General features: G+C 68.6%; 24 protein-coding genes. 11 read left to right on the top strand and 13 right to left on the bottom strand.

All coding sequences use genetic code 11. The annotated features are described in order from the left end of the window. Positions 1–1,029, top strand: coding sequence for a LacI family DNA-binding transcriptional regulator (locus tag ACU5E9_RS14295; protein ID WP_456810574.1), 1,029 nt, complete (start codon positions 1–3; stop codon positions 1,027–1,029). Between the two features lie 13 nt (positions 1,030–1,042). Here the strand turns inward: ACU5E9_RS14295 and ACU5E9_RS14290 are convergent, their stop codons facing one another. Together ACU5E9_RS14290 and ACU5E9_RS14285 are read right to left on the bottom strand one after the other, a co-directional pair. Then, positions 1,043–1,969, bottom strand: a complete 927-nt coding sequence (locus tag ACU5E9_RS14290; protein WP_456810573.1) for an LLM class F420-dependent oxidoreductase — start codon at positions 1,967–1,969, stop codon at positions 1,043–1,045. Then, positions 1,966–2,871: a DNA-methyltransferase gene (locus ACU5E9_RS14285; RefSeq protein WP_456810572.1), complete on the bottom strand. Its 906-nt coding sequence runs from the start codon at positions 2,869–2,871 to the stop codon at positions 1,966–1,968. Before ACU5E9_RS14285 ends, ACU5E9_RS14290 begins: the two co-directional genes overlap by 4 nt. Positions 2,872–2,905: 34 nt before the next feature. Between ACU5E9_RS14285 and ACU5E9_RS14280 the strand changes: the two genes are divergently transcribed. After that, positions 2,906–3,238, top strand: a complete 333-nt coding sequence (locus tag ACU5E9_RS14280; RefSeq protein ID WP_456810571.1) for a GNAT family N-acetyltransferase — start codon at positions 2,906–2,908, stop codon at positions 3,236–3,238. Positions 3,239–3,247: 9 nt separating this feature from the next. Here the strand turns inward: ACU5E9_RS14280 and ACU5E9_RS14275 are convergent, their stop codons facing one another. Both ACU5E9_RS14275 and ACU5E9_RS14270 read right to left on the bottom strand, forming a co-directional pair. Beyond that, complete coding sequence (locus tag ACU5E9_RS14275) at positions 3,248–4,297, bottom strand: lipoate--protein ligase family protein (protein WP_456810570.1); 1,050 nt, start codon at positions 4,295–4,297, stop codon at positions 3,248–3,250. Between the two features lie 9 nt (positions 4,298–4,306). Next, positions 4,307–5,200 (bottom strand): alpha/beta fold hydrolase, encoded by an 894-nt coding sequence (locus tag ACU5E9_RS14270; protein WP_456810569.1) that lies wholly within the window; start codon positions 5,198–5,200, stop codon positions 4,307–4,309. A gap of 215 nt (positions 5,201–5,415) precedes the next feature. Between ACU5E9_RS14270 and ACU5E9_RS14265 the strand changes: the two genes are divergently transcribed. Next, positions 5,416–5,907, top strand: coding sequence for a MarR family winged helix-turn-helix transcriptional regulator (locus tag ACU5E9_RS14265; protein ID WP_456810568.1), 492 nt, complete (start codon positions 5,416–5,418; stop codon positions 5,905–5,907). Next, positions 5,904–7,310, top strand: a complete 1,407-nt coding sequence (locus ACU5E9_RS14260; RefSeq protein ID WP_456810567.1) for an MFS transporter — start codon at positions 5,904–5,906, stop codon at positions 7,308–7,310. Before ACU5E9_RS14265 ends, ACU5E9_RS14260 begins: the two co-directional genes overlap by 4 nt. Positions 7,311–7,341: 31 nt before the next feature. Here ACU5E9_RS14260 and ACU5E9_RS14255 read toward each other — a convergent pair whose 3' ends face one another. From ACU5E9_RS14255 to ACU5E9_RS14235, 5 genes are all read right to left on the bottom strand, one after another. Further along, positions 7,342–8,436: an ABC transporter permease gene (locus ACU5E9_RS14255; protein WP_456810566.1), complete on the bottom strand. Its 1,095-nt coding sequence runs from the start codon at positions 8,434–8,436 to the stop codon at positions 7,342–7,344. Continuing rightward, on the bottom strand, positions 8,433–9,449 hold the full coding sequence (locus ACU5E9_RS14250) for an ABC transporter permease (RefSeq protein WP_456810565.1): 1,017 nt from the start codon (positions 9,447–9,449) through the stop codon (positions 8,433–8,435). Before ACU5E9_RS14250 ends, ACU5E9_RS14255 begins: the two co-directional genes overlap by 4 nt. Beyond that, on the bottom strand, positions 9,446–11,005 hold the full coding sequence (locus ACU5E9_RS14245) for a sugar ABC transporter ATP-binding protein (protein ID WP_456810564.1): 1,560 nt from the start codon (positions 11,003–11,005) through the stop codon (positions 9,446–9,448). The genes ACU5E9_RS14250 and ACU5E9_RS14245 overlap by 4 nt, the downstream gene beginning before the upstream one ends. A 69-nt stretch (positions 11,006–11,074) precedes the next feature. Continuing rightward, a complete protein-coding gene (locus ACU5E9_RS14240) occupies positions 11,075–12,112 on the bottom strand; it encodes an autoinducer 2 ABC transporter substrate-binding protein (protein ID WP_456810563.1) in 1,038 nt (345 codons plus the stop codon). Between the two features lie 17 nt (positions 12,113–12,129). Continuing rightward, entirely contained in the window at positions 12,130–12,969 is an 840-nt protein-coding gene (locus ACU5E9_RS14235; protein WP_456810562.1) for a DeoR/GlpR family DNA-binding transcription regulator, read from the bottom strand. Between the two features lie 203 nt (positions 12,970–13,172). Between ACU5E9_RS14235 and ACU5E9_RS14230 the strand changes: the two genes are divergently transcribed. Then, a complete protein-coding gene (locus ACU5E9_RS14230) occupies positions 13,173–14,042 on the top strand; it encodes a sugar phosphate isomerase/epimerase family protein (protein WP_456810561.1) in 870 nt (289 codons plus the stop codon). Between the two features lie 101 nt (positions 14,043–14,143). Continuing rightward, complete coding sequence (fucO, locus tag ACU5E9_RS14225; protein ID WP_456810560.1) at positions 14,144–15,295, top strand: lactaldehyde reductase; 1,152 nt, start codon at positions 14,144–14,146, stop codon at positions 15,293–15,295. Positions 15,296–15,376: 81 nt separating this feature from the next. Here fucO and ACU5E9_RS14220 read toward each other — a convergent pair whose 3' ends face one another. The 3 genes from ACU5E9_RS14220 to ACU5E9_RS14210 all read right to left on the bottom strand — a co-directional run bounded on the left by ACU5E9_RS14220 (position 15,377) and on the right by ACU5E9_RS14210 (position 18,926). After that, the gene (locus tag ACU5E9_RS14220; RefSeq protein ID WP_456810559.1) at positions 15,377–16,837 is read right to left on the bottom strand and encodes a rhamnulokinase; all 1,461 of its coding nucleotides are present in this window, start codon (positions 16,835–16,837) and stop codon (positions 15,377–15,379) included. Positions 16,838–16,992: 155 nt separating this feature from the next. After that, positions 16,993–18,159: an L-rhamnose isomerase gene (gene rhaI / locus ACU5E9_RS14215; RefSeq protein WP_456810558.1), complete on the bottom strand. Its 1,167-nt coding sequence runs from the start codon at positions 18,157–18,159 to the stop codon at positions 16,993–16,995. A gap of 125 nt (positions 18,160–18,284) precedes the next feature. Further along, positions 18,285–18,926, bottom strand: a complete 642-nt coding sequence (locus ACU5E9_RS14210) for a class II aldolase/adducin family protein (protein ID WP_456810557.1) — start codon at positions 18,924–18,926, stop codon at positions 18,285–18,287. 357 nt (positions 18,927–19,283) lie between these two features. Between ACU5E9_RS14210 and ACU5E9_RS14205 the strand changes: the two genes are divergently transcribed. Beyond that, on the top strand, positions 19,284–20,549 hold the full coding sequence (locus ACU5E9_RS14205) for an MFS transporter (RefSeq protein WP_456810556.1): 1,266 nt from the start codon (positions 19,284–19,286) through the stop codon (positions 20,547–20,549). A gap of 81 nt (positions 20,550–20,630) precedes the next feature. On the opposite strand, the gene ACU5E9_RS14200 is transcribed toward ACU5E9_RS14205, so the two are convergent. Continuing rightward, positions 20,631–21,641 carry a LacI family DNA-binding transcriptional regulator gene (locus tag ACU5E9_RS14200; protein ID WP_456810555.1) on the bottom strand — a complete coding sequence of 337 codons (1,011 nt, stop codon included), beginning with the start codon at positions 21,639–21,641 and terminating at the stop codon, positions 20,631–20,633. A gap of 218 nt (positions 21,642–21,859) precedes the next feature. Here ACU5E9_RS14200 and ACU5E9_RS14195 point away from each other — a divergent pair, with 218 nt between their 5' ends. Genes ACU5E9_RS14195 through ACU5E9_RS14180 form a run of 4 tightly spaced genes read left to right on the top strand, consistent with a single transcriptional unit; the run spans position 21,860 to position 26,344 of the window. Beyond that, positions 21,860–22,261, top strand: coding sequence for an L-rhamnose mutarotase (locus ACU5E9_RS14195; protein WP_456810554.1), 402 nt, complete (start codon positions 21,860–21,862; stop codon positions 22,259–22,261). After that, the gene (rhaI, locus tag ACU5E9_RS14190; protein WP_456810553.1) at positions 22,258–23,424 is read left to right on the top strand and encodes an L-rhamnose isomerase; all 1,167 of its coding nucleotides are present in this window, start codon (positions 22,258–22,260) and stop codon (positions 23,422–23,424) included. The genes ACU5E9_RS14195 and rhaI (ACU5E9_RS14190) overlap by 4 nt, the downstream gene beginning before the upstream one ends. Positions 23,425–23,426: 2 nt before the next feature. Then, positions 23,427–24,311 carry an alpha/beta hydrolase gene (locus tag ACU5E9_RS14185; RefSeq protein ID WP_456810552.1) on the top strand — a complete coding sequence of 295 codons (885 nt, stop codon included), beginning with the start codon at positions 23,427–23,429 and terminating at the stop codon, positions 24,309–24,311. After that, complete coding sequence (locus ACU5E9_RS14180; RefSeq protein ID WP_456810551.1) at positions 24,308–26,344, top strand: bifunctional aldolase/short-chain dehydrogenase; 2,037 nt, start codon at positions 24,308–24,310, stop codon at positions 26,342–26,344. The genes ACU5E9_RS14185 and ACU5E9_RS14180 overlap by 4 nt, the downstream gene beginning before the upstream one ends. Positions 26,345–26,408 lie beyond the last annotated feature (64 nt).

The following is a 26,408-nucleotide window of genomic DNA, read 5'->3' as shown; positions in this document are numbered from 1 at the left end:
ATGACAACCGGAACGCGCCAGACGCGTCCAGCGCAGCCGACTCTCGAGTTGGTGGCTGAGGCCGCTGGCGTGTCCCGCGCCACGGTGAGCCGGGTGGTGAACGGCTCCCCCAAGGTGAGCCCCGAGATCGTCGCCGTCGTGACCGAGGCCATCGACCGGCTCAACTACGTGCCGAACCGGGCGGCGAGGTCCCTGGCCAGCCGGCAGACCCAGGCCGTGGCCCTGATCGTGCCGGAAGACATCACCCGGTTCTTCGGCGACCCGTACTTCGCCGCCGTGGTGCAGGGCATCACCCAGCGCCTGGATGAGAGCGAGTTCATCCTCAACCTCCTGGTCGCGTCCAGTGATCCGTCCCACAAGACCATGCGGTACCTGCGCAGCGGCAATCTCGACGGCGCCCTCGTGGTGTCCCACCACACCCGCGACAAGTTCCTCGCCGATGTGGAGGCGCGGATCCCGCTGGTGTTCGGTGGTCGGCCCGCGAACGATTCCGGCCCGAACACCTACTACGTCGACGTGGACAACATCGCCGGCGCTGAGACCGGCACCCAGTACCTGCTCGACATCGGCCGCCGGCGCCTGGGCTCCATCACCGGCCCCATCGACATGCCCGCCGGAATCGACCGGTTCACCGGCTTCCAGCGCACCCTGGAGCGGGCCGGCCTGCCCGCCGACGCCGTCGAACACGCCGACTTCACTGCCGTCTCCGCGGCCGCAGCGATGCGCCGGCTGCTCGAGCGGAGGAGCGACCTCGACGGATTGTTCGTCGCGAGCGACCTGATGGCCACCGGCGCCCTCGACGTGCTGCGTGAGCAGGGTTATGCGGTTCCGGATGACATCGCGATCGTGGGCTTCGACGACAGCCCGGCCGCGGTCGGGGCCGCCGTGCCGCTGACCACGATCAGCCAGCCCTCCGCGGAGATGGGATTCGCCATGGCCGACATGCTGCTGCGCCTGCTCGCCGGCGACGCCGACGTGCCGCACCGCAACATCATGCCGACCCGGCTCATCCGGCGCGCTTCTGCCTGACCCGCACCGCCGGTCAGTCGAGCTGCGGTACGACCTCGCGGGCGATGAAGTCGAGGTGGTCGAGGTCGGACAGGTCCATGATCTGCAGGTACACGCACTCCACGCCGTCGGCCGCGAGGGCTCCCAGCCTGTCGACGACCTCGCTGGCCGTTCCGGCCACGCCGTGCTCACGCAGTTCGGCCGGCTCACGGCCGACGGCAGCGGACCGGCGGGCGAACTCGGCCTCGTCGGCTCCGGCCACCGCGATCAGCGCGGTCGAGTAGACGAGCTCCCGCGGGTCGCGGCCCACGGCCTCGCACGCAGCCCGCACCCCGGCGAACTTGGCCGGGATGTCGGCGAACTCGGGGAACGGCAGGTTGAATTCGGTGGCGAACCGCGCGGCCATCGCCGGGGTGCGCTTGGCTCCCCCACCGCCCACGATCACGGGCACTCTGGCCTGGGTGGGCTTGGGCAGGGCGGGTGAGTCGACGAGTGTGTAGTGCTCGCCGGAGAAGTTGTAGGTCTGCCCGACGGGGGTCTCCCACAGTCCGGTGATCACCTCGAGCTGCTCCTCGAGCATGCCGAAGCGCTTGGCCGGGAACGGGATGCCGTACGCGAGGTGCTCCTGTTCGAACCAGCCGGTACCCAGGCCGAGCTCGACCCGGCCGCCCGACATCTGGTCGACCTGGGCGACCTGGATCGCGAGGATCCCGGGCGGGCGGTAGGTGAGCGAGGACACCAGGGTGCCGAGGCGGATGCGCTCGGTCTCGCGCGCGAGGCCGGCCAGCGTGGTCCAGGCATCCGTCGGCCCGGGCAGCCCCGAGAAGTGGTCGCCCATCACCTGGTAGTGGTCGGAGCGGAAGAAGGCATCGAAACCGAGCTTTTCGGTGGCCTGGGCCACCGCGAGGATGTCGTCGTAGCTGGCGCCCTGCTGGGGCTCGGTGAAGATGCGGAGTCTCATGCTCCCAGTCTTGCCGCCCGCTCGTCGTCGACGAAATCGACCCCGGGCAGGGCGCCGAGCCGCTCGTGCATCACGGCGAGCGACTCCGGGTTCTGGTCGATCAGCAGGAACTTGCGCCCCAGGGCGGCCGCCACCGCACCGGTCGTGCCGCTGCCGGCGAAGAAGTCCAGCACCCAGTCGCCCTCGCGGCTGGATGCCTGGATGATGCGGCGCAGGATCCCGACGGGCTTCTGGGTGGGGTAGCCGGTCTTCTCCTTGCCCGTCGGCGAGACGATGGTGTGCCACCAGACATCCGTGGGCAGCTTGCCCTTGGCGACCTTCTCGGGCGTGACCAGGCCCGGCGCCATGTACGGCTCCCGATCGACGGTGCTGGAGTCGAAGTAGTACGCCCGCGGGTTCTTGACGTAGACGAGGATCGTGTCGTGCTTGGTGGGCCAGCGGTTCTTCGACTTCGCCCCGTAGTCGTAGGCCCAGATGAGTTCGTTGAGGAAGCAGTCCCGGCCGAAGAGCGCGTCGAGCAGCACCTTGGCGTAGTGCGCTTCCCGGTAGTCCAGGTGCAGGTAGAGCGTGCCGTCGTCGGCGAGCAGCCGCCAGGCCTCGATCAGGCGGGGCTCGAGGAACGCCCAGTAGTCCTCGAACTGGTCGTCGTAGCCGAGCAGGTCGCCCTTGATGCGCTCGTAACGCTGCCCCTTGAACCCGGTGATCGTGCCGGAGGCGTGCGCACCGCTGGCCAGGGTGCTGCGCACCGAGGTCGTCGCCTGCCGTTTCTGGATCCGTCCGGTGTTGAACGGCGGGTCGAGATAGATGAGCGTGAATGCGCCGTCGGGCAGCGTGGGCAGAATCTCCAGGTTGTCCGCCTGGATGACCCGGCTGGGAGAGGACTGAGTCCACGCGTTTGGCATTCCCTCATTCTGTCAGTCGGCCTACGCTGATCCGATGACGATCGACAAGTTGACACGTGAGGACACCGCCGGGGACGCTGCCACCAAGGTGGTGCACGAACCGGACCTCTCCCGCTACACCCTGTGGCTGGACGGCGAGCCGGCCGGCCTGGCGGACTACCAGATGATGGGCGAGGAGATCCGGTTCACCCACACCGAGGTGGACCCGGCCAAGCGGGAACACGGCCTGGCCGGCATCCTCGTGGAACAGGCGCTGGACGACGTGCGGACGCGCACCGATCTGACCGTGGTGGCGGCCTGCCCGTTCGTGGCGGGCTGGATCGACCAGCACGCCGAATACCAGGACCTGCTCAGCCGGGGAAAATAGCGCCCGGCGTCAGGGAACGCGGCCGATCCACTCGTCGGTGCTGAACTTGCTCTCGACCAGGTCGGCGGCCTTGGCGTATTCGTCATCGGTGATCTCACCGGGCACCGCCCCGTAGAGGCTCGTGAAGGTCTGCTTCATCCGGTCGATGATCTCGGCGCGGCTGAGACCGGTCTGGCTGCGCAGCGGGTCCACCCGCTTGGCGGCGCTGGTGATGCCCTTGTCGCTGAGCTTCTCCCGGCCGATGCGCAGCACCTGCACCATCTTCTCGCCGTCCATGTCGTAGCTCATGGTGACGTGGTGCAGCACAGCGCCGCTGCCGAGCCGCTTCTGGGCGGCGCCGCCGATCTTGCCGGTGGGGCTCGTGATGTCGTTGAGCGGCTGGTAGTGCGCGTCGATGCCGAGGGACTTGAGCGCCGTGATGACCCACTCGTCGAGGAAGGCGTAGGAGTCGGCGAAGGTCATGCCGTGCACGAGCTCGGTGGGCGCGTAGATCGAGTAGGTGATCACGGAGCCGGCCTCCATGAACATGGCGCCGCCGCCGGAGACCCGGCGCACGACGGTGAAGCCGTGTTTCTCGGCGTTGACCTGGTCGACCTCGTTCTTGAGCGACTGGAAGCTGCCGATCACGACGGCCGGTTCGTTCCACTCCCAGATACGCAGGGTGGGCTTGCGGCGGCCCTCGCCGACCTCGACGGCCAGCACCTCGTCGAGCGCCATCTGCATGACCGGCGGCTCGGCCTTGGTGTGGATGAGCTGCCACTCGTAGTCGCGCCAGCCGCTGGCGTGGGCGAGCGAGCGACGGATGGCGACGGCCACCGATTCCGGGGAGAAGCCGAGCAGGGTGGCCTGTGGCGGCAGCGCGGCCCGCACGACTCCCGCGATGGTGGCGGCGTCGCTGTCGGCGGCAAGGCCGTTCACCGCCGCATTGATGTCCTCGAGGGCGTCGTCGGGCTCGAGGAAGAAGTCGCCGGCCAGACGGAAATCGGTGATGACGTTGTCGACCACGTCGAGATCGACCACAACGAGCTTGCCGCCTGGAACCTTGTATTCACCATGCATGATCCCAGCCTAATCGTCGGCCGGATTCGGCCGGGCGGGCACCGGGAGCTGGACGTCGAGCCAGGCGACCAGGTCGGCCAGCACCTCGTCGCGGTTGGTCTCGTTGAAGACCTCGTGCCGGGCGCCGGGGTACACGATCAGGCGCACGTTCGTGAGGCCGGAGCGGCGGGAGTAGGCGTCGACGAGCTTCAGGGCGCTGCGCTCCCCGCCCACCGGGTCGTCGCCACCCACCTGGATGAGCATGGGCAGGGCCGCGGGAAGCTGCCGGGCTGGGAGGCCCAGGATGCGGGCCGCGTCGCGCAGGCCGAAGAGCTTGGCCAGCGGCACGCTCGTCGTGAGCGGATCGGCCACGAACGCCGCCGCGACGGCCGGGTCACGGCTCAGCCACTCCGCACCGGTCGAGCCGAGGTGCTTGTGCCGGGCGTTGAGGTCGCCGCTGTTGAGGTACCCGGGCCAGCGGAAGGCAGTGCCGGTGAGCACGACGGCCTGGTAGTCATCCGGATGCGCGTTGAGGATCATCTGCGCCATGAATGAGCCCCAGCTGTGGCCGAGCAGCACCAGCGGCACCGGTGCGTCCCCGGGCTCCGCCTGCTGCGCCACCGTCTGGCGGATCACCTCGGTGAAGGCGTGCACGGCCGCGACGGCGGCGCGGAGCCCGCCGGGGCCGAGCTTGCCGAGCTGGTCGGCGTCGCCGTGGTGCTGCAGCATCCCGGTCTGGCCGTGGCCGCGGTGATCGTCGGCGTAGACCGAGTACCCGGCCGCGTTCAGGGCGCGCGCCACCTCCCGGTAGCGCAGGGCGTGCTCCCCCACCCCGTGCACGAGCTGCACGATGGCGCGCGGATGGTCGACCGGCCAGGCGTAGTAGACGATGGGCACGCCGTATTCGTCAGTGAAGGTGGGCACGCGCTCATTCTGCCGCACATCCCACCCAGCCGCCCTCCCCCGTTTCCCACGCCCATTCCCACGCCCGTTTCCCGCGCCGCAACTGTTCCCCGTGCGGACAAACGGGCCCGGTGCGCCGGGCCCATTTGTCCGGAACGGGAACAGTTGTGGGGATCGGAGGACGAAATCGCAAGCCGGGAATGATTAGCATGGCTAATTTGTTAGGCTAAGTAATCATGACTCTTCTTCCTCCGCCCGCACCGGGGCACGCGCCCGGGCATACCGCTGCCAGTGCGCACGCCAAGCGTCGAACGGTGGCGGAGCTCAGCCACGATTTCCGCCTCGCCAATGGCCGGCTCGCCCGGCGCGTGCGGCAGGAGCAGGCGGAGAACGAGCTCACCAGTGGGCAGTTCTCCGCCCTTGGCGCGGTCTTCCGGCTCGGCCCGATGACGCTCAGCGCGCTCAGCGAGGAGGAACGGGTCACACCGCCGTCGATGAACCGCACCGTCAACGCGCTCGTCGAGGCCGGCCTGGTCGACCGGGCCGGTTCCGTCGAAGACGGCCGCAAGGTCGTGCTCACGGTCACCGACACCGGCCATGCCCTCGTGCGCGAGACCCGCAAGCGCCGTGACGACTGGATCGCCCAGCGCATCCTGCGGCTCACCCCCGAACAACGCCAGGTCCTGGCCGCCGCTACCGAAATTATGAAGGAGCTCTCCAACAGTTGAGTGCAATGTTCCGCTCGATGAGCGTGGTCAATTACCGGATCTGGTTCGCCGGCGCCCTGGTGTCCAATGTCGGCACCTGGATGCAGCGCACGGCCCAGGACTGGATCGTGCTGACCCAGCTCACCGACTACAACGCCACCGCGGTGGGCATCGTGATGGCCCTGCAGTTCGGGCCGCAGCTGGTGCTGATGCCCTGGTCCGGGCTCATCGCCGACCGGTTCGACCGGCGCAAGCTGTTGATGCTCACCCAGACCCTGATGGGCCTGCTCGCGCTCGGCCTCGGCCTGATCACCGTGACCGGCGTCGTCGAACTCTGGCACGTGTACCTCTTCGCCCTTGGCCTCGGCATCGTCGCCGCCATCGACGCGCCCGCCCGGCAGACCTTCGTCTCCGAGCTCGTGCCCGACGACAGCCTGTCGAACGCGGTGGCGCTCAACTCGGCCTCGTTCAACGGTGCCCGGCTGATCGGCCCCGCCGTGGCCGGCCTGCTCACCGTCGCCGTCGGCGCGGGCTGGGTGTTCATGATCAACGCCGTCACCTTCGCCTTCACCGTCGTCGCGATGACGCTACTGCGCACCAAACAACTGCGGAAGCAGCCGAGAGCTCCCCGCGAGCGCGGGCAACTGGTGGCCGGCTTCCGGTACGTCTGGAAGCGCCCGGACATCGTCGCGGTCCTGATCACGGTGTTCCTGGTGGGCACCTTCGGCTTCAACTTCGCGATCTTCACCTCCACCATGGCCACCGTCGAATTCGGCATGGGCGCCAGCGAGTTCGGCATGCTCAGCTCGATCATGGCGGTGGGAAGCGTGGCCGGAGCCCTGCTCTCGGCCCGGCGCAGCCGGCCCCGGATGCGGCTGGTGGTGGCCGGCGCCTTCTTCTTCGGCCTCACCTGCACGATCGCCGCTCTGATGCCCAACTACATCACCTTCGCGATCTCGCTCGCCTTCGTGGGCCTCACTTCGCTGACCCTGATGACCACCGCGAACGCCTACGTGCAGACCACCACCGAGCCCGCCATGCGCGGCCGGGTGATGGCGCTCTACATGGCCATCTTCGCCGGCGGCACCCCGCTCGGCGCTCCGCTGGTCGGCTGGGTCGCCGACCAGTACGGGCCGCGCTGGTCGATCGGCGTCGCCGCCGCCTCCGGACTGATCGCCGCCGCCGCGGTGATGTTCTGGATGGTCAAGTACCAGCGCCTGCGCGTGCGCATCCGGCCGCGCACATCACCCCGCGCCACGCCCCGGCTGCACATCCGGCACCGCGGCGACGGTCACCCGCTGACGTCGGCCATCCGTACCGTCACCGCGGTGACGCCCAGCGCAGCGGATGCGGCCCGGCAGGACCACGACCGGGAAACCGCCACCCGAGAGATCGCCGTGGTCGAGGCGACCAGCCCGCGCTAGCCGTCAGCGTGACGGGCGTTTCCACGCACGACTAGATCCCGCCGTACTTGCGTTTGGTGAGCCCGTTCAGCAGCGACGCGAAGATCAGCACCACGCCCAGCGCGAGCAGCTGGAACTGGGTGCCGTTGTTGCCGGGCAGGGCCAGCAGGATGCTGGCGTTGATCCAGACGATCAGCAGGGTGGAGAGCACGATGCCGGACACCCGGCCGATGCCGCCGGTGATGGCCACGCCGCCCAGCACCGCGATGGTGATCGAGGGCAGCGCCATGCCGTTGCCGCTGGTGCCGGCGTCGGGCCGGGCCGAGGCGAACTGGGCCACCGTGACGACGGCGACCAGCCCCGAGATGACCCCGGATGCGATGTAGACCGCCATCCGGTTGGGCTTCACGTTGATGCCCGACCAGGTGGCGGCCACGTTGTTCGTGCCGAGGGCGTAGAGCCGGCGGCCGAAGGTGGTCTTGTTCAACAGCAGCCAGACGATCACGATGGTGGGAATCAAGAAGGTGAAGATGCCCAGCGGTACCAGCGGCAGCGAGCCACCGATCAGGGGAAGCTCCACCGACTGGGCCGCAGAGTAGAAGTCCTGGATCACCGGCGAGTTCACCGGCTTCTGGTCGCTGACCACCAGGGCCAGCGAGCGGTACGCGTAATACGTGGCCAGGGTGGCGATCAACGGCGGGAAGCCGATATAGGCCACGAGCACCCCGTTCACCGCGCCGCAGAGCCCGCCGACCACGACGGCCAGCACCAGGGACGCCACCAGGCTCCAGCCCCATAGGCCGTAGGCAAAGCCGAAGGCCACCCCGGTGAGCGACACGATCGACCCCACCGACAGGTCGATGCCGCCCCGGCCCGACAGGATCACCATCAGCTGGGCAAGGCCCAGCATGGCCAGCGGCACCGCGCTGATCAGCGCGGAGGCCAGATAGTCCGAGTTGAACGATCCGCTCAGCATGTCGGCGGCATCCAGGATGCTCATCACCACCACGAGCAGCACGATCAACACGACCAGCAGCACCACTCGTTGGGTGAGCAGGGCCTCGAGGCCGCGGGAGAACCAGCCACGGCGCTCCTGGGGCGCAGGCTTGGGGGCGGCCGGCGACGGATGTTCGGTGGTGGCGGTCATGATGCCTTCCTGGCCCGCTGCCGGAGGAGGTCGGTGCCGACGGCGATGATGATGAACAACCCGACGAAGAGGTTGGCCAACTGCGACGGCCAGCCGATCTGGGTCACCCCTGAGGTGACGGTCTGCACGAGGATCGCGCCCAGCAGGGTGCCGATCACCGAACCGCGCCCGCCGAGGATGGAGGTGCCGCCGATCACGACGGCGGCGATGACGGCCAGCTCGCGACCTGACCCCACGGCCTGGTCCAGGGTGGAGGTGCCGGCGGCGATGAAGAAGCAGGCCGCGAGCCCGACCAGCGCACCGGTCAGGGCGTAGGCGGCCAGCACCCGGGGTTGCACCGCGATGCCCGCCAGCCGGGCGGCCTGCGCGTTGCCGCCGATGGCGAACAGGTTGCGGCCTCCGGAGGTGTGCCGGAGGTACCACCAGGCCGCCGCGACCACGACGACGGTGATCAGGAAGCTGTGCGGCACACCGAAGGTGCGGCCGGCCTCGCCGCGGCCGAACACGTCGAAGGTGCCGGGGATGCCGTTGACCGTGGAGGAACCGAAGACCCGCAGCGCCAGGAATTGGAACACGTTCGCCGTGCCGAAGGTGATGATGATGGCGTGCACCCGGCCATAGGCGATGAGCACCCCGTTGAGCAGGCCGAGCAGCAAGCCGAGGCCGATGGAGAGCCCGATGGCCAGCGGGAGGGCAAGGTCGAGGTCGACCAGGCTTTTGGCCGTGACCACAGCGCAGAGCATGATCGCCCCGCCCACGGACACGTCGATCCCCGCCGTGATGATGATGAAGGTCATGCCCACCCCGATGAGCGCGATCGGCGCCACCGACACCAGCAACGGCCGGATCGACCCGGGGGTGAGGAACGCCGGGGTGAAGATGCCCAACAGCACCCACAGCACGATGATCACTCCCACCAGCACGAACTCCTGGCCGGTCACCGGTGGGGGCAGGATGCGGCGCGCGGTGGGCCGCACTGCGGGCGCGGCCGCTCCGCGCTGGTCGACGCTCATGCGGACTCCTTCGCTTGACTGGACGGTGGTTCGGCGGATTCCGCGCCCGACGCGGCGGCCAGGATCTCGACCTGTGTCGCATCCGGCCGGAACACGGCCGCGATCTCGCCGGAACGCACGACGAGGATGCGGTCGGAGATGCGGAGTACTTCGCCGAGGTCGCTGGTGACCACGAGCACCGCGGTGCCCTCATCGGCCAGCTTGGAGATGATGCGGTGGATCTCCTCCTTGGCCCCGACGTCGACTCCCTGGGTCGGTTCGACGAGCACCAACAGGCGGGGCCGTTTCACGAGTTGCCGGGCAAGCACCACCTTCTGGGCGTTGCCGCCCGACATCGCGCTCAGCGGTTGGTTCTGGCTCGGGGTCTTCACGGCCAGCCGGTCGATGAAGTCGCGGGCGATGTCGCGTTCCCGCCGTCGGGTGACCCAGCCGGGCAGCTTGCTGAGCAGCTTGAGCTCCCCCGCGGTGATGTTGAAGGCGATGCTCTGGAACGAGAAGGATCCCTGGGCCGACCGGTTGGCGGGCAGCAGGTGGATGCCGAGCCTGCGCGCCTTCGCCGCGGAGTGGATGGTCACGGGCTGGCCGGCGAGCAGGATGCGCCCGGCGCTGGGCCGTTCGATGCCGTACACGACGCTGGCTATCTCACCGGCTCCGGATCCGACAAGGCCGTACAGGCCCAGGATCTCGCCGGACCGAACCGTGAGGCTGACGTCGGTGAACCGGCCGGGGCTGGAGAGCGCGTCGAGCTCGAGGACGACCTCGCCGCGTGCCGCGCTCTCCGCCGGCCGGGATTCGCTGATCACGCCGCCGACCATGAGTTCGGCGATCTGGCGCACCGAGAGGTCGCCGATCGCCTCGGTGGTGATCGTGCGGCCGTCGCGCATCACGGTCACCACGTCGGCGATCCGGAAGAGCTCGTCGAGGCGGTGCGAGATGTAGATGACGGCGACTCCGGACGCGGTCAGCCGGCGGATGACGGCGAAGAGCACGTCGATCTCGGAGTCGGTGAGGATGGCACTGGGTTCGTCGAGGATGAGCACGGTGGCCTCCCCGGCGAGCGCCTTGGCGATCGACACCTGCTGTTGCTCGGCGATCGACAGCTCGCCGACCGGGACGGTGGCGATCCGGTCGGGCAGCCCGACGGTGCTCAGGAGTTCGTGCATGTGGTCGGCCTGGGCGGTCCAGTCGATGCGCAGGCCCCGTTTGAGTTCCCGGCCGACGAAGACGTTCTCGGCCACGGTGAGCTCGGGGAACAGCTGCGGTTCCTGGTAGACGGTCTGCACGCCCAGCTTGATCGCATCCGCGGTGGAGGCGATCGTGCTGGTCTCGCCGTCGAAGGCGATGGTGCCGGCGTCGGCGCGTTCGGCGCCGGCGATGATCTTGATCAAGGTGGACTTGCCGGCCCCGTTCTCACCGACGAGCGCGTGAACGGTACCGGGCCGCACGGCGAAATCCGCATGCCGGATGGCGCGGACGCCGCCGTAGCTCTTGACGATGTCGCGCAACTCGAGCCGGAGGGCGGGCTCGAGCGCGGGCTGGGCTGTCTCTGCACTCACGGCCGGCTCCTCAGGACGTTGGCGGGTGGGACGCGGGCCGGGGCGGCAACGCCCCGGCCCGCGGAAGGATCAATAGTCGAAGTCGTCGACGTTGTCCAGGGTGATCTCCAGGGGCGGCCCGAGCAGCAGCACCTGGGTGTCGGCGTCGTATTCGACGGCCGGCAGGTCAGCGCTGACATCGTTGGTCGCCTCGAATTCGTTGCCCTCGATGAGCTGCAAGCCGGCCCAGGCGGTGAGGTACCCCAGGTTCTCCACGTTCCACAGGATGGATGCGGACGACGACTTGTCTTCGAGGTAGGGCTTCATCGACATCGGCGTGCCCAGGCCCACGGTGAAGACCGAGCCGATCTTGCCGGCGTCCTTGACCGCCTGCGCCACGCCGGGAGCCGACGAGGTGCACTCGCCGACGAGGCCGGTGAGGTCGGGGTTGGCGTTCATCAGGTCCGTCGCCATCGAGGTGGCCGCGGCCTGGTCCTCACCGGCGTAGACGATGTCGACGATCTCGGCGTCCGGGTACTTTTCGGCCGTGTACGCCTCCTGCACCTCGATCCAGGAGTTCAGGTTCGCCGCCGTCTCCCCGCAGGAGACGATCGCGTACTTGCCCGCGCCGCCCATGGCGTCCATCAGCGAGTCGGTCAGGCCCTGGCCGATCCCCTCGACAGAGGCCTGGTTGACGAACACCTGGCGCACCGAATCGGGGGCGTCGGTGTCGCTGGTGGCGACCTGGATGCCCTTGTCGGCGGCTTCCTTCAGCAGAGGGGCCATGGAGTCGGGGTCGTTCGGGGCCACGATCAGGGCATCGACGTCCTGCTGGATGAACGAGCGCACGATGTCGGCCTGGGCCGCCGCATCCGCCGTGGTGGGGCCCTGGTAGAGCCATTCGAATCCGAGGTCGTCGGCGGCCTGCTGGCCGCCGGCGTTCATGGCCTCGAAATAGGGCACGCCCTGGAGCTTGGGCACGAAGGCGACCTTGACGGGCTCGTCGGAGCCCGAGGTCGACCCACCGCCGCCGCCCGAGTCGTCGTTGCGGCTGGTACAACCGGCAATGGTCATGGTGGCGACGAGCGCGATGGCGCCTGCTGCGAGAACTTTCCTGGCTTGGATCACTGTTCTGTCTCCTCGGTCTAGTTCAGGGAATGGACGGTGCTCACGATGGTGTTCGGGGACGCGACGTGGTTCGTGGAAGGGACGGGCTCCTCGACCCGGGTGACCGGCACCCCGACCGCTGCCCACTCGGCGACGAAGTCGTCTCCGGTGTGCGCGTCGGTGAACAGGCCGGTCAACTGGCCGGGCTCGGCGAAGGCATGCAGCCCGAAGGCGCCGATCTTCGATGACGTGACGAGCCCGTAGACGGCGTTGCAGGCACTGATCAGGCTGCGTTTGGTGGCGGCCTCCTCACTGGAGAGCTCGAGCAGGCCGAGGTGGGTGGACAGGGTGGCGACGCCGAAGAATCCGGTGGCGATGCGACCCCGGCCCATCAGCACGTTCGAGAACGCGCCCACCATCGACCCGGAGGCCCGCCGGAGAACCCCGCCCGGCATCACGACGGTGGCGTCGGAGTGGTCCATGAACAGCGTGGCCGAACGCATCCCGTAGGTGACCACCATGAGGTCCCTGCGGTCGAGGAGTTCCTGTGCGAGGTAGTAGGCGGTGGTGGAGGAATCGATCGCGATGACGTCGCCGTCGTGCACGAGCGCCGCCGCCCGGCGACCGATGTCACGCTTGGCGCCGGCCTCCTGCCGCAGCCGATCGCTGAATGAGCCCTCATCGCCGATCGGGGGCAGAACCGCGCCGCCGCGCACCCGGCGCAGCAGGGCGCGCTGCTCGAGGGCGTTGAGGTCCTTGCGGATGGTCACCGCCGACACACCGAATCGCGCGGCGAGGTCGTTCACCCGGACCCGGCCGCTCGAGGCGAGCTCGTGCAGGATGACTTCCTCACGGACGAGATCGAAACGTTCGGGCACGGCTCCTCCGATCGACAACTCTGGCGATGGACTGCGGCAACAAAAATTGCGGTGACAGCGGGGAACATAACTTGACGGAACCGCCCCGTCAATGACCGAAAGCCAAAGGCAACCGAATAGGTTTCGAAGCGAAGCCCGCGGGTTGACAGCCGTGGTCGCTGCTCCTACAGTCCCCGGTACCGCCAGAGACGAAGGAGTTCTCCATGCTGATTGGCTGCCACGGACTGGTCTGGTCCGGCACCTTCGACCGGGCGGGTTTCGACCTCGCGGTCGGCAAGACCCTCGACGCGGGCTTCGACCTGCTCGAAATCCCGCTGCTCGACCCCGCCGGCTTCGACCGCGCGGCCGCGAAGCAGAGCCTGGCCAACCGGCCCATCACGGTGAGCGCCTCCCTCGGCCAGAGCGCCGACACCGACATCAGCAGTGAAGACCCTGACGTGGTCGCGGCGGGGGAAAAGAAGCTGATCACGGCGGTCGAGATCCTGAGCGAGCTCGAGGCGGAGTATTTCGTCGGGGTGCTGTACAGCCAGCTGGCCAAGTACCCGGAGCCCGCCACGGCCCGCGGCCGCACGAACAGCATCGAGGTTCTCCGGCGGGTCGCCGAACGCGCCACCGGTCTGGGCATCCGGCTGGGCCTGGAGGTCGTCAACCGGTACGAGACGAACCTCCTCAACACCGCCGCCCAGGCGCTGGAGTACCTGGACGAACTGGGCCATCCGAACGTCGGGGTGCACCTGGACAGCTATCACATGAACATCGAGGAGTCCGACATGGTGGGCCCGGTGCTGGCCTGCGGCGACAGGCTCAGCTATGTGCACATCGGCGAAAGCCACCGCGGCTACCTCGGCAGTGGCACCGTCGATTTCGACGGGCTCTTCCGGGGGCTCCGCCTGATCGGCTACGACGGCCCGATCGCGTTCGAATCGTTCTCGACGGCGGTCGTGCACCCGTCGCTGAGCCGCAGCCTCGCGGTCTGGCGCAACCTGTGGCAGGACTCCGACGACCTCGGCGCCCACGCCAACGCGTTCATCCGGGGCAAGCTGCGGGCGGTGGAAACCATCGACCTGCAGTAGGACGTTTGCACGGTACGCGGCGCACTGGACGTGCGTGACTCCGGGAGTAGACTCGAATCACTGAAACGATTCAATAGTCGACGATAAGGAAGTCACGACCCATGAGTAATCGCATGATCTGGAACCAGACCGCCCACTTCGGTGCGGGGGCGATCCGGGAGATTCCGGGCGAGCTCGCGAGCCGGGGGTTCACCAAGGCGTTTGTGGTCTCCGACCAGGTCCTCGTCGACACCGGGGTCACCGGCCGGGTCACCGCGCTGCTCGACACCGCGGGATTCCCGTACGAGGTCTACTCGGACGTCACCCCCAACCCGCCCATCGCCGCCGTGCAGCAGGGTGTGGCCGCCTTCGCGGCGTCCGGCGCCGACGTGCTGATTGGCATCGGCGGCGGTTCCCCGCAGGACACCTGCAAGGCCATCGGCATCATCACACGCAACCCCGAATTCGCCGACGTACGCAGCCTCGAGGGCGTCGCGGCGACCACGCACCCCTCGGTGCCGATCATCGCCGTGCCGACCACGGCCGGCACCGCCTCCGAGACCACCATCAACTACGTCATCACCGACGTGGAGCGCTCCCGCAAGTTCGTCTGCGTCGACCCGCACGCCATCCCCGTGGTCGCCGTGGTCGACTCCGAGATGATGTCCTCCGCACCCCGCTCGCTCAAGGTCGCCACCGGCCTGGATGCCCTCACCCACGCCATCGAGGGCTACACCACGAAGGGCGCCTGGGAGCTCTCCGACCTGTTCCACCTCAAGGCGATCACGACCATCGCCGAGTCCCTGCGCGCCTCGGCCGACGGCGACCCCGAGGCCGCCGATCGCATGGCGCTCGCGCAGTACATCGCCGGCATGGGCTACTCCAACGTGGGCCTCGGCCTCGTGCACGGCATGGCCCACCCGCTGGGCGCGTTCTACAACGCCCCGCACGGCGTGGCCAACGGCATCCTGCTGGCCCCGGTCATGGCGTTCAACGCCGAGGCCACCGGCGAGCGTTTCCGCGACATCGCCGTGGCGTTCCAGGTGGCCGGCGCCGCCGAGTTGTCGATTACGGATGCCCGCACCGCGGCCGTCGACGCCGTGTCGGCGTTCACGCGGGCGCTGGGCAACCCGACCACGCTGCGCGAGATCGGCGCCAAGGAGGCCGACCTGCCGGCCCTGGCCCAGGCCGCGTTCGATGACGTCTGCACCGGCGGCAACCCGCGCGACGTGACCGTCGAGCAGATCCTCGCGCTGTACACGTCGATCTACTGACCCGACGGGGCACTAACACGAAGCGTCCGGCCCCTGGGCCGGACGCTTTCTTGGTCCCGTATCGGCCCGAGGGCCACCGGGTTACTGGCGGACCAGCGACCGGGCCGGGGTGTATGCCTCCGGCACGAAGCTCCGGGCGACGAGGGCGCGCAGTTCCTCCAGGGATCCGCTGACGAGCCCCTGGGCACGGGCCTGGATCAGCACGTTGCCGATCGCGGTCGCTTCCACCGGGCCGGCGAGCACCGGCAGGCCGAGGCGGTCGGCGGTGAGCTGGCAGAGCAGGCGGTTCTGCGAGCCGCCGCCCACGATGTGCACTTCGCGCACGGTCTTGCCCGAGAGCAGGCCGGCCTGCTGAACGCCGCGGGCGAACGCATCCGCGAGGCTTTCGAGAATGCTGCGCACCATCTGGGCCTTCGACTGCGGCGGCGCGAGGCCGTTCTCCACGCAGTACGCCCGGATGCGGGCCGGCATGTCGCCGGGGGCGAGGAAACGCTGGTCGTCGGCGTCGAACACCGCCACCGGAGTGGTCACCGCCGCGGCCTCCCGGAGCAGCTCGGCCAGGACGATCGGTGCGCCGTCCAGCTCCCAGGTGCGGATGGATTCGCTGAGCAGCCAGAGGCCCATCACGTTGTGCAGGTAGCGCACCCGGCCGTCGACGCCGCCCTCGTTGGTGAAGTTCTGCTCGCGGCTCGCCGCGCTGAGCACGGGGCCGTCGAGCTCCACGCCCACCAGCCCCCAGGTGCCGCAGGAGATGTAGGCGAAATCGTCGCCGGCGGCCGGCACGGCGACCACGGCGGAGGCGGTGTCGTGCGACCCGATCGCGGTGACGTCGATCGGGTTGACCGCCCGGATCTCGTCGGCCACCCCGGGCAGGAGGCTGCCGATCCGGGTGCCGGCGTTGACCAGCGGCGGGAACAGGCTGCGGTTGAAGCCGAGCCGGTCGATCAGGGCCTCGTTCCAGTCGGCGGTGCGCACGTCGAGCAGCCCCGTCGTGGAGGCGTTGGTGCGTTCGGCGGCGCTCACCCCGGTGAGCCAGTAGTTGAGCAGGTCGGGTACCAGCAGGAACTGGTCGGCGAGGCTCAGGGTGCCCGCCTCCCGGTCGGCGGTGAGCTGGTAGAGCGAGTTGAAGGGCAGGAACTGCAGCCCGTTGGCTTCATAGAGGCTGGCGGGACCGGCGACGGCGTGCACCGCATCGACGGCCGGCCGGGTGCGGTCGTCGCGGTAGTGGTACGGCACCTGCAGCATCCGGCCCTGCCGCAACAGCGCGTAGTCCACGGCCCAGGAGTCCACGCCGATGCTGACCAGCCCGGGTTCCTCGGCGACCGCGTCGCGTAGGCCCGCGAGCACGTTCCGGTACAGCTCCACGATGTTCCAGTGCAGGGCGGCCTTGCCGTCCTCGTGCACCCGGGTGGGCCCGTTGGGGAAGCGCGCCACGGAGCGCAGGCGCAGTTCGTTGCGCCCGACGTGGCCGAGCATCACCCGGCCGCTGGTGGCGCCGAGGTCGACGGCCGCGACGACAGCGTCGGGGGTGAGTTTCGTCATGGTTGTGCTCTCTCTTCGTCGTGCTGGTGTCGGTGCTGCGGAGCGGTGCTGCGGAGTGATGCTGCGGCGTAGATGCGGAGACAACTGTTGCCGCTGCGGACAATTGGGCCCGGTGTGCCGGGTGCAATTGTCCAAAGCGGCAACAGTTGGGCGGGCTAGGCGCCCCAGCTGGCCTGCTGGCCTCCCACGCGGTCGGCGGAGATCTTCTCCTGGTAGCCGGATGCGGCGAACGCGGCCATCGGGTCGCCGGCCAGGCCACGGGATTCACGCCACGCGGCCAGGTCGGGCCGAACGTCGGCGTAGAACGCGTCCATCATGATGCCGTTGGCTCCGAGTACGTCGCCGGCGGCCTGGGCCGTGGCGAGGGCGTCCTTGTCCACGAGCAGTGCGCGGGCGGTCATCTCCTGCACGTTCAGCACCGAGCGGATCTGGCCCGGGATCTTCTCCTCCACGTTGTGGCACTGGTCGAGCATGAACGCCACGGTGGAGTCCGGTCCGAGGCCGCCGCCGCGGATGACCTCATAGAGGATCCGGAACAGCTGGAACGGGTCGGCCGCTCCGACGATGAGGTCGTCGTCGGCGTAGAACCGGGAGTTGAAATCGAAGGAGCCGAGCTTACCGAGCCGCAGCAGCTGGGCGACGATGAATTCGATGTTGGTGCCGGGGGCGTGGTGGCCGGTGTCCAGGCACACCATCGCCCGGTCGCCGAGGGCGCTCACCTGGGCGTAGGAGGTTCCCCAGTCGGGAACGTCGGTGTGATAGAACGCCGGTTCGAAGAACTTGTACTCGAGCACGAGCCTCTGGTCCTGGCCGACCCGGGTGTAGATCTTCGCCAGCGAGTCGGCGAGGCGGTCCTGGCGGCCGCGGATGTCGCCCTGGCCGGGGTAGTTGGTGCCGTCGGCCAGCCACACCTTGAGGTCGCGGGAACCGGTCGCATCCATCACGTCGATGCACTCGAAGTGGTGGTCGATGGCCTTCTGGCGCACGGCGGGGTCGATATGGGTGAGGCTGCCGAACTTGTACGCGTCGTCCTGGAAGGTGTTGGAGTTGACGGTGCCGAGCGTGACCCCGTGGTCCTCGGCGATCCGGCCGAGTTCGTCGTAGTCGTCCACCTTGTCCCAGGGGATGTGCAGGGCGACGCTCGGGGAGAGCGCGGTGTACTTGTGCACCTGGGCGGCATCCGCGATCTTCTCCTGTGGAGTGCGCGGGGTGCCGGGCGTGCCGAATACCTTGAACCGGGTGCCGGAGTTGCCGAACGCCCAGGAGGGCAGTTCGATGGCCTGGGTTTCCAGGAGGGAGAGGATGTCTGCGGATACCGTCATGGGGTCACTTCTCTGTGGGTGCGTGTCGGTTCAAAGCTTGAATCGGCTGGTGGTGCGTGCGTGCGGCCCCGGTCCGGGGCCGCCTGGTGTCGCCGGCGGTACAGCCGGCGGCGGGTTCGGTGGGACTAGGGCAGGCGGGCGCCCTCGGGGATCACGATGTGGTCCAGCTCGAGGATGTTCGGGGTGCCGAGCGCGAGGGCGCCGTGCAGCACCTGCGCGTTGGCTTCGACCGCTACGGCAACCTTGAAGGCGCCGGCAACATCTTCGCCGACCGAGATCATGCCGTGGTTGCCCCAGACGACGGCGTTGGTGTCGTCGCCCATGAGGGCCGCACTCAGCTCGCCGAAGTCGGTGTTGGTGGAGAACTCGAACGGCATGATCCGCACGGCGCCCTTGGCGTAGAGCACCATGTTCAGCAGCACCGGGTCGATGGTCTTACCGACGGCGCCGAACATGTTGGCCCAGGGAGATTCGGTGTGCACGATGGCATTCACGTCGGGACGGCGGCGGTAGTGCGCGAGGTGCACATCCGTTTCGGTGGAGGGGAACAGGTCGCCTTCGAGGACGACGCCGTCATAACCGACGACGACCATCTGGTCGATGGTCAGCACGTCGTAACGGATGCCGGACGGCGTGATCACGATGGCCTCGTGCTCGGGCAGCCGGATGGAGATGTTGCCCTGGGTGTTGAAGTTCAGTCCGGTGCGTACCGACTCGCGGCACCAGTACAGAATCTCTTCGCGAAGTGCCTTGCTTGCCCTGCTCATGGAAATCCTCGTCCTTAGTGGAATCTTCGGTGATTCGTGGTGATTCGCTCGGTTGATTGAATCGTTTCAACACCCTGAGCATAACCCCGGATTCCGGATCGGGTCAACTCCCCAGGGAATTGGTTTTCCCAGGCCGCGCACCCGCGTTAGGTGATCGGTGCCGCGGAGGCGTAGTCTGCACTCGCGTCCGTTGAATCGTTTCATAAATCTCCGGATCCGGCGCCCCTGCGCCACGCATCGCGTCCTCATCGCTGAGGCCACGAGCCTCTGCATCAATGACGACAGCAAAGGAGGACCCCCGTGGTCCGATTGGGAAAAAAGAGCATTTCGAAAAGAACGGCCACGATTTCGGTGGCCATGTCGAACTACATCGAAGCCGGATCGATCATCGCGATCGCGACCAGCCTGTCGCTCTGGCAGAAGGAGTTTGGCATCGACGACTTCGCGGTCGGCCTGCTCGCGGCCCTGAGCGCCAACGCCTTCGGCGCCGCGGCCGGCGCCCTGATCGGCGGCCCCCTGTGTGACAAGTTCGGCCGCAAGTTCATCTACACGTACGACCTCATCCTCTACATGATCGGTGTGGCCCTTGCAGTCTTCGCCGGCAGCTACTGGATGCTGCTGGTCGCCTTCATCATCACCGGCATCGCGGTCGGCGCGGGGGTTCCCGCCTCCTGGACCTACCTCTCCGAGCAGGCCCCGGCCGACGAGCGGGCCAAGCACGTCGGCGCCGCCCAGCTCGCCTGGTCCTGCGGCCCGCTGATCGGCTTCCTGCTCGCCGTCCTCGTCGAGCCGCTCGGCCTCTTCGGCAGCCGGCTCATCTTCGCCCAACTCTTCGTCGTGGCCTTCATCACCTGGTACATGCGGCAGGGACTGCCGGAGACCGAGATCTGGAAGGAGTCGAACGCCAAAGCGACCTCGACCTCCCTCATCCACGGCGTCCGCCAGCTGTTCAGCAAGAAGGCCAACATCACGGCGATCTTCTTCCTCATCGGCGTGTACTCGTTCTGGAACATCGTCGCCGGCCAGGCCGGTATCTTCATGCCGCGGGTGTACGCCGCAGCCGGCGTGGAAAGCGCGACCGAGCAGTACCTCTTGCAGGCACTGGTCTGGGGCCTGACGGTTCTCACCACCTACTTCGGCTTCATGAAGCTGGCCGACAAGTACAACCGCCGGCTCCTCTACATCGTCGGCTCAGTGCTCGGCATCGCCGCCTGGGCCGTGCTCGTCTTCGCCGAACCGACCATGCCGGCGCTGCTGTCCTTCGCCGTGCTCTGGGGCGTCGCCGCCGGTATCGGCGCGCAGGCGTTCTACGGCCTGTGGGCCAGTGAGCTCTTCGCCACCCCGTACCGGGCCAGCGCGCAGGGCATCCTGTTCTTCGTTGCCCGCATCATGGTCGGCCTGCTCAGCATGGTGTTCCCGATCCTGCTCACCTCGATCGGGCTGTCCTGGCTCGGCATCATCCTGATCGGATTCCTGGCCGTGTCGCTCGTGGTCGGCGCCATTTGGGCACCGCGCACGCAGGGTAAGTCATTACAGGCGATCGAGCGCGAACGCTACCCGGAGGAGTTCGCCGACGAGGCCTCGCACCCCGCGGACGAGCCCGTCGGGGCGGGCATCCGCTAACCGTCGCGGGCCTGCCCACCCGTCGTGCCCCCTGGGTCACGGCGGGTGTCGTCGTGTGCGCCTGGGACGGCAGAAGCTGGCTCAGCCGGCGGTGGAGGCGCGCACGACGAGTTCGGGCTGGAAGACGACCTGCTCCGGCTCGAAGTCGTCGCCGGCCTCTGCCTCCCGCAGTAACAGTTCGACGGCCGTGGAGCCGATCAGCGCGCTGGGCTGACGGATCGACGACAGTGGCACCACCGCGGCGGAGGCGAAGGCGATGTCGTCGTAACCAATCAGGGCGATGTCCTGCGGCACACGTATTTCACCGAGCATGCTGAACGCCTGCAGCACGCCGAGGGCAAGCAGGTCATTGGCCGCGAAAACCGCGTCCGGCCGGTCGGTGGCCGCCCGCGCCCGAATCGCCTCGCCGGCACTCCGGCCCTCCAGAACCGTCAGCGAGGCGGTATCGATGGCCTCCAGTGTGACGCCGGGGTGCTCGGCCACGGCCCGGCGGGCGCCTTCAAGCCGGTCGGCGACCTGGCGGATGCCGTGCGGGCCGCCCACGAAGGCCAGCCGGGTGCGCCCGATGCTGATCAGGTGGCTGGCGGCGAGGTGGCCGCCGGCGACGTCGTCCACGGCAACAGAGGAGAAGCTGTGGTCCTCGATCTGGCGGTCGACCAGCACGGTCGGCGTGCCACGGTGGCGCAACCGGGTGAGCTGGCCGCGGGTCTCGCCGAGTGGGGAGATGAGCACTCCGTGCACCCGCTGCTCCTCGAACAGGTCCAGGTAGGCGCTCTCCCGCTCGATGGATTCGTCGCTGTTGCCCAGCAGCACGGTGAGCCCGGCCTGGGCGGCGCGGTCCTCCGCGCCCCGGGCGAGGTCGGTGAAGAACGGATTGCCCACGTCGAGCACGACCAGGCCGATGCTGCGGCTGCGACCGGCCCGCAGCTGGCGGGCGGCATCGTTACGCACGAACCCGAGCAGTTCAATGGCGGCCTGCACCCGGGAGACCGTTCCGGCCGAGACCTTGTCGGGCCGGTTGAGCACGTTGGACACCGTGCCGACTGAGACTCCCGCCTCTGCCGCCACTTCGCGCACGCTGATTGATGCCACCCGATACTCCTTCGCCGCGAATTCGATAGAAGTTTAGCGGCCAGGGAGTGAAACGAATCAATTTCGACAGGATATTGGCACCAAGCATTGACGAATCGGGACCTACGCCTCTATCGTCGTCAATGCACCGACGGATGAAACGATTCACGATTCCCCGCATGCGCTTGCGTGTGCCGCATCGCTGAGTCATTATTGAATCGATTCATTCTTGAATCCCGATGGAGCAGAGGCCCTCAATGACGAGCACGACCCCCCGAGAACGAGTGTGTTTCCAGCTTCAGGTGAAGCCGGAATGCATTCCCGAATACACCCGCAGGCACGCCGCGGTGTGGCCGGACATGCTTGAGGCCCTGGCCGCCACCGGCTGGCACAACTACTCGCTGTTCCTCCGCCCGGACGGCCTACTGATCGGCTACCTCGAAACCGACGACCTGGCCGCGTCGCAGGCCGGCATGGCCGCCACCGAGGTCAACGCCCGCTGGCAGGCCGAGATGGGCGACTTCTTCGTCGCCCTCGACGGCGCCCCCGACACCGGCTTCGTCCGGCTCACCGAAGTCTTCAACCTCGATTCCCAACTCGCCGCCCTCGCCGCCGCACCAACAGAAAGAAGCGCCCCGTGAGCATTCCCACAGAGACCCTGGCCCAACTCGCCACCCAGGTAATCGAGCTGCCCTCCTGGGCCTTCGGCAATTCCGGCACCCGGTTCAAGGTGTTCGCCACCCCCGGCACCCCGCGGACCATCCAGGAGAAGATCACCGACGCCGCCCAGGTGAACACGTACACGGGCCTCTCCCCCAAGGTTGCGCTGCACATCCCGTGGGACAAAGTGGACGACTATGACGCCCTTCGGGTCTTCGCCGCCGACCTCGGCCTGGCGCTGGGCACGGTCAATTCGAATACGTTCCAGGACGACGCCTACAAGTTCGGCAGCCTCACCCACGTCGACCCCGCCGTGCGCCAGAAGGCCATCGACCACCACTTCGAGTGCATCGACATCATGCACGCCACCGGGTCGCAGGACCTCAAGGTCTGGCTCGCCGACGGCACCAACTACCCGGGCCAGGGCGACATCCGCGGCCGCCAGGACCGCCTCGCCGACTCGCTGGGCAAGATCTACGAGCGCATCGGCGACAGCCAGCGACTCGTGCTGGAGTACAAGTTCTTCGAACCGGCGTTCTATCACACCGACGTTCCCGACTGGGGAACCTCCTACGCCCAGGTCTCCGCCCTCGGCGAGCGCGCCCTGGTGTGCCTGGACACCGGCCACCACGCCCCCGGCACCAACATCGAATTCATCGTCGCCCAGCTGCTGCGGCTCGGCAAGCTCGGCTCCTTCGACTTCAACTCCCGGTTCTACGCCGACGACGACCTCATCGTCGGAGCGGCCGACCCGTTCCAGCTCTTCCGGATCCTCTATGAGGTCATCCGCGGCGGCGGCTACGGACCGGACTCCACCGTGGCGTTCATGCTCGACCAGTGCCACAACGTCGAAGACAAGATTCCCGGCCAGATCCGCTCGGTGCTGAACGTGCAGGAGATGACCGCGCGCGCGCTGCTGGTGGACCGCACGGCCCTCACTGCGGCCCAAGACGCCGGCGACGTGCTCGGCGCCAACGGGCTCCTGATGGATGCGTTCTACACGGATGTGCGCCCGGCGCTGGCCGAGTGGCGTGAGTCCCGTGGCCTGGCCGGCGACCCGATGACGGCCTATGCGGCGTCCGGCAACCAGGAGAAGATCGCGGCCGATCGCGTGGGCGGCCAGCAGGCAGGGTGGGGCGCCTGAGCATGACCGACCGGCTCATTCCCGGCCCGCATGGGAGCATTCCCGTGCGGATCTACCCGGCGCAGGGTGTCGACGGGGCAGCGCCCGGACTGGTCTGGCTGCACGGCGGCGGGTTCGCGTACGGCGACCTGGACATGCCGGAGGCCGACTGGGTGTCCGGGCAGCTCGCCGCCCGCGGCATCGGCGTCGTCTCGGTGTTCTACCGGCTCGCTCCCCCGCTGCCCGTCGACCCGGCCGGTGAGCTCGCCGAGACCGGCTGGCACTTCCCGGTGCCCTCCGACGACGTGATCGCAGCGTTCGAGTGGACCCTCGCGCACGCCGACGAACTGGGCCTGGACGTGCAATCGACCTCGCTCGGCGGGGCGAGCGCCGGCGGCGCCCTGGCGGCGGCGGCCACGCTTCGCCTGCGGGACGCCGGGATCCACAGCCCCTCCCGGGTGCTGCTGGCCTACCCGACCGTGCACGCTGCGCTGCCCGCGCTGAGCGCCGAGCTGGCGGCCACGCTCGACGGCCTGCCGGAGGAGTCCCGCTTCACCCCCCACGCGGTGGCCCGGATGAACCTCAACTACGCCGGGACCCCTGCCGCCCTGGCCGATCCCCACGCCTTCCCCGGCGGCCACGACCTCGCCGGGCTGCCGCCGACCCTCATCATCAACTCCGACCGCGACAGCCTCCGCTCCTCGGGCGAGGCCTACGCCGGCGAGCTGCGCGCGGCCGGCGTCGACGTCACGTGCCTCCGCGAGGACGGCACCGTGCACGGCCACCTGAACACCCCCGAGCACCCGGGAGCCGTCGCCAGCATCACGACGATGGCGGCCTGGCTCCTCACCCCTCGTGCCATCAGCGCAGAATCCCATGTCCCCTCCAGCATCAAGGAAGCCTCATGACCAACTCCACAGCCGCAGAGCTGATCTCCCGTTCCAACCGGCTCGGTGCCGACCCGAAGAACACCAACTACGCCGGCGGAAACACGTCGGCCAAGGGCACCGAGATCGACCCGGTCACCGGCGAGACCATCGAACTGCTCTGGGTGAAGGGCTCCGGCGGCGACCTCGGCACCCTCACCGAGAGCGGCCTGGCCGTGCTGCGCCTGGACCGCATGCGCGCCCTGACCAACGTCTACCCGGGTCTCGACCGCGAAGACGAGATGGTCGCCGCCCTGGACTACACGCTGCACGGCAAGGGCGGAGCCGCCCCGTCGATCGACACCCCCATGCACGGGCTCGTCGACGCCGCGCACGTGGATCACCTGCACCCCGACTCCGGCATCGCCATCGCGACCGCCGCCGACGGCGAAGCGCTCACCCAGACCATCTTCGACGGCCGCGTCGTCTGGGTGCCCTGGCGCCGCCCGGGCTTCCAGCTCGGCCTCGACATCGCGGCCATCAAGCAGAGCAACCCGCTCGCCATCGGTGCCATCCTCGGCGGCCACGGCATCACCGCCTGGGGCGACACGAGCGAGGCCTGCGAGGCCAACTCGCTCTGGATCATCCAGACCGCCGCGGCCTACATCGCCGAGCACTCCAGCGCGGAGCCGTTCGGCGAGGTGCTGGCCGGCTTCGAACCCCTCCCGGAGGCCGAGCGCCGCTCCCGGGCGGCCGCCCTCGCGCCCACCCTGCGCGGGCTCGTGTCCACCGACAGCGCCAAGGTCGGCCACTTCACGGATTCGCCGGAGGTCCTCGACTTCCTCTCCCGCGCCGAGCACCCGCGCCTGGCCGAGCTCGGCACCAGCTGCCCCGACCACTTCCTGCGCACCAAGGTCAAGCCGATGCTGCTCGACCTGCCGGCCGGCGCCTCGGTCGAGGACTCGATCAGCCGCCTGCAGGAGCTGCACGAGGCCTACCGGGCCGACTACCAGGGCTACTACGACCGCAACAAGAGCGAGGACTCCCCCGCCATCCGTGGCGCCGACCCGCTGGTCGTGCTGATCCCGGGCGTGGGCATGTTCAGCTACGGCGCGAACAAGCAGACCGCCCGGGTGGCCGGTGAGTTCTACCTCAACGCCATCAACGTCATGCGCGGCGCCGAGGGACTCTCCAGCTACGCGCCGATCGATGAGGCCGAGAAGTTCAAGATCGAATACTGGGCGCTCGAAGAGGCTAAGCTGCAGCGGATGCCCGCCCCCAAGCCGCTGGCCACCCGGGTGGCCCTCGTCACCGGCGCCGCCTCCGGCATCGGCAAGGCCATCGCCACCCGCCTGGCCGCCGAAGGCGCCTGCGTCGTGATCGCCGACCTCGACCTGGCCCGCGCCCAGGCCGCCGCCGCCGAGATCGGCAACACCGACGTAGCCATCGGCGTGCAGGCCAACGTCACCGACGAGGGTCAGGTGCAGGAGAGCGTTGACGCCGCCCTGCTCGCCTTCGGCGGCCTCGACCTGGTCGTGAACAACGCCGGGTTGTCGCTGTCGAAGTCCCTGCTCGAGACCACCGTCGCGGACTGGGACCTGCAGCACAACGTGATGGCCAAGGGCTCGTTCCTGGTCTCCCGGGCGGCCGCGAAGGTGCTCATCGACCAGAAGCTCGGCGGCGACATCATCTACATCTCGTCGAAGAACTCGGTCTTCGCCGGCCCGAACAACATCGCCTACTCGGCCACCAAGGCCGATCAGGCACACCAGGTGCGGCTGCTGGCGGCGGAGCTCGGCGAGTACGGCGTGAAGGTGAACGGCATCAACCCCGACGGAGTGGTGCGCGGCTCCGGCATCTTCGCCGGCGGCTGGGGCGCCAAGCGCGCCGCGGTCTACGGCGTCGACGAGGAAGACCTGGGCAAGTACTACGCCCAGCGCACCCTGCTCAAGCGCGAGGTGTTGCCGGAGAACGTGGCCAACGCGGTGTTCGTGCTCTGCACGGCGGACCTCAGCCACACCACCGGGCTGCACATCCCGGTCGATGCCGGCGTCGCCGCCGCCTTCCTCCGGTGACCGGCGCGGTGCCCACGCGGGCCAACTGTTCCCGTTCCGGACAATTGCACCCGGTGCGCCGGGT

It is taken from the genome of Cryobacterium sp. AP23, assembly GCF_054075385.1.
The sequence above is the reverse complement of the archived record's forward strand: the minus strand, read 5'-3'. Positions and strand labels throughout refer to the sequence as shown.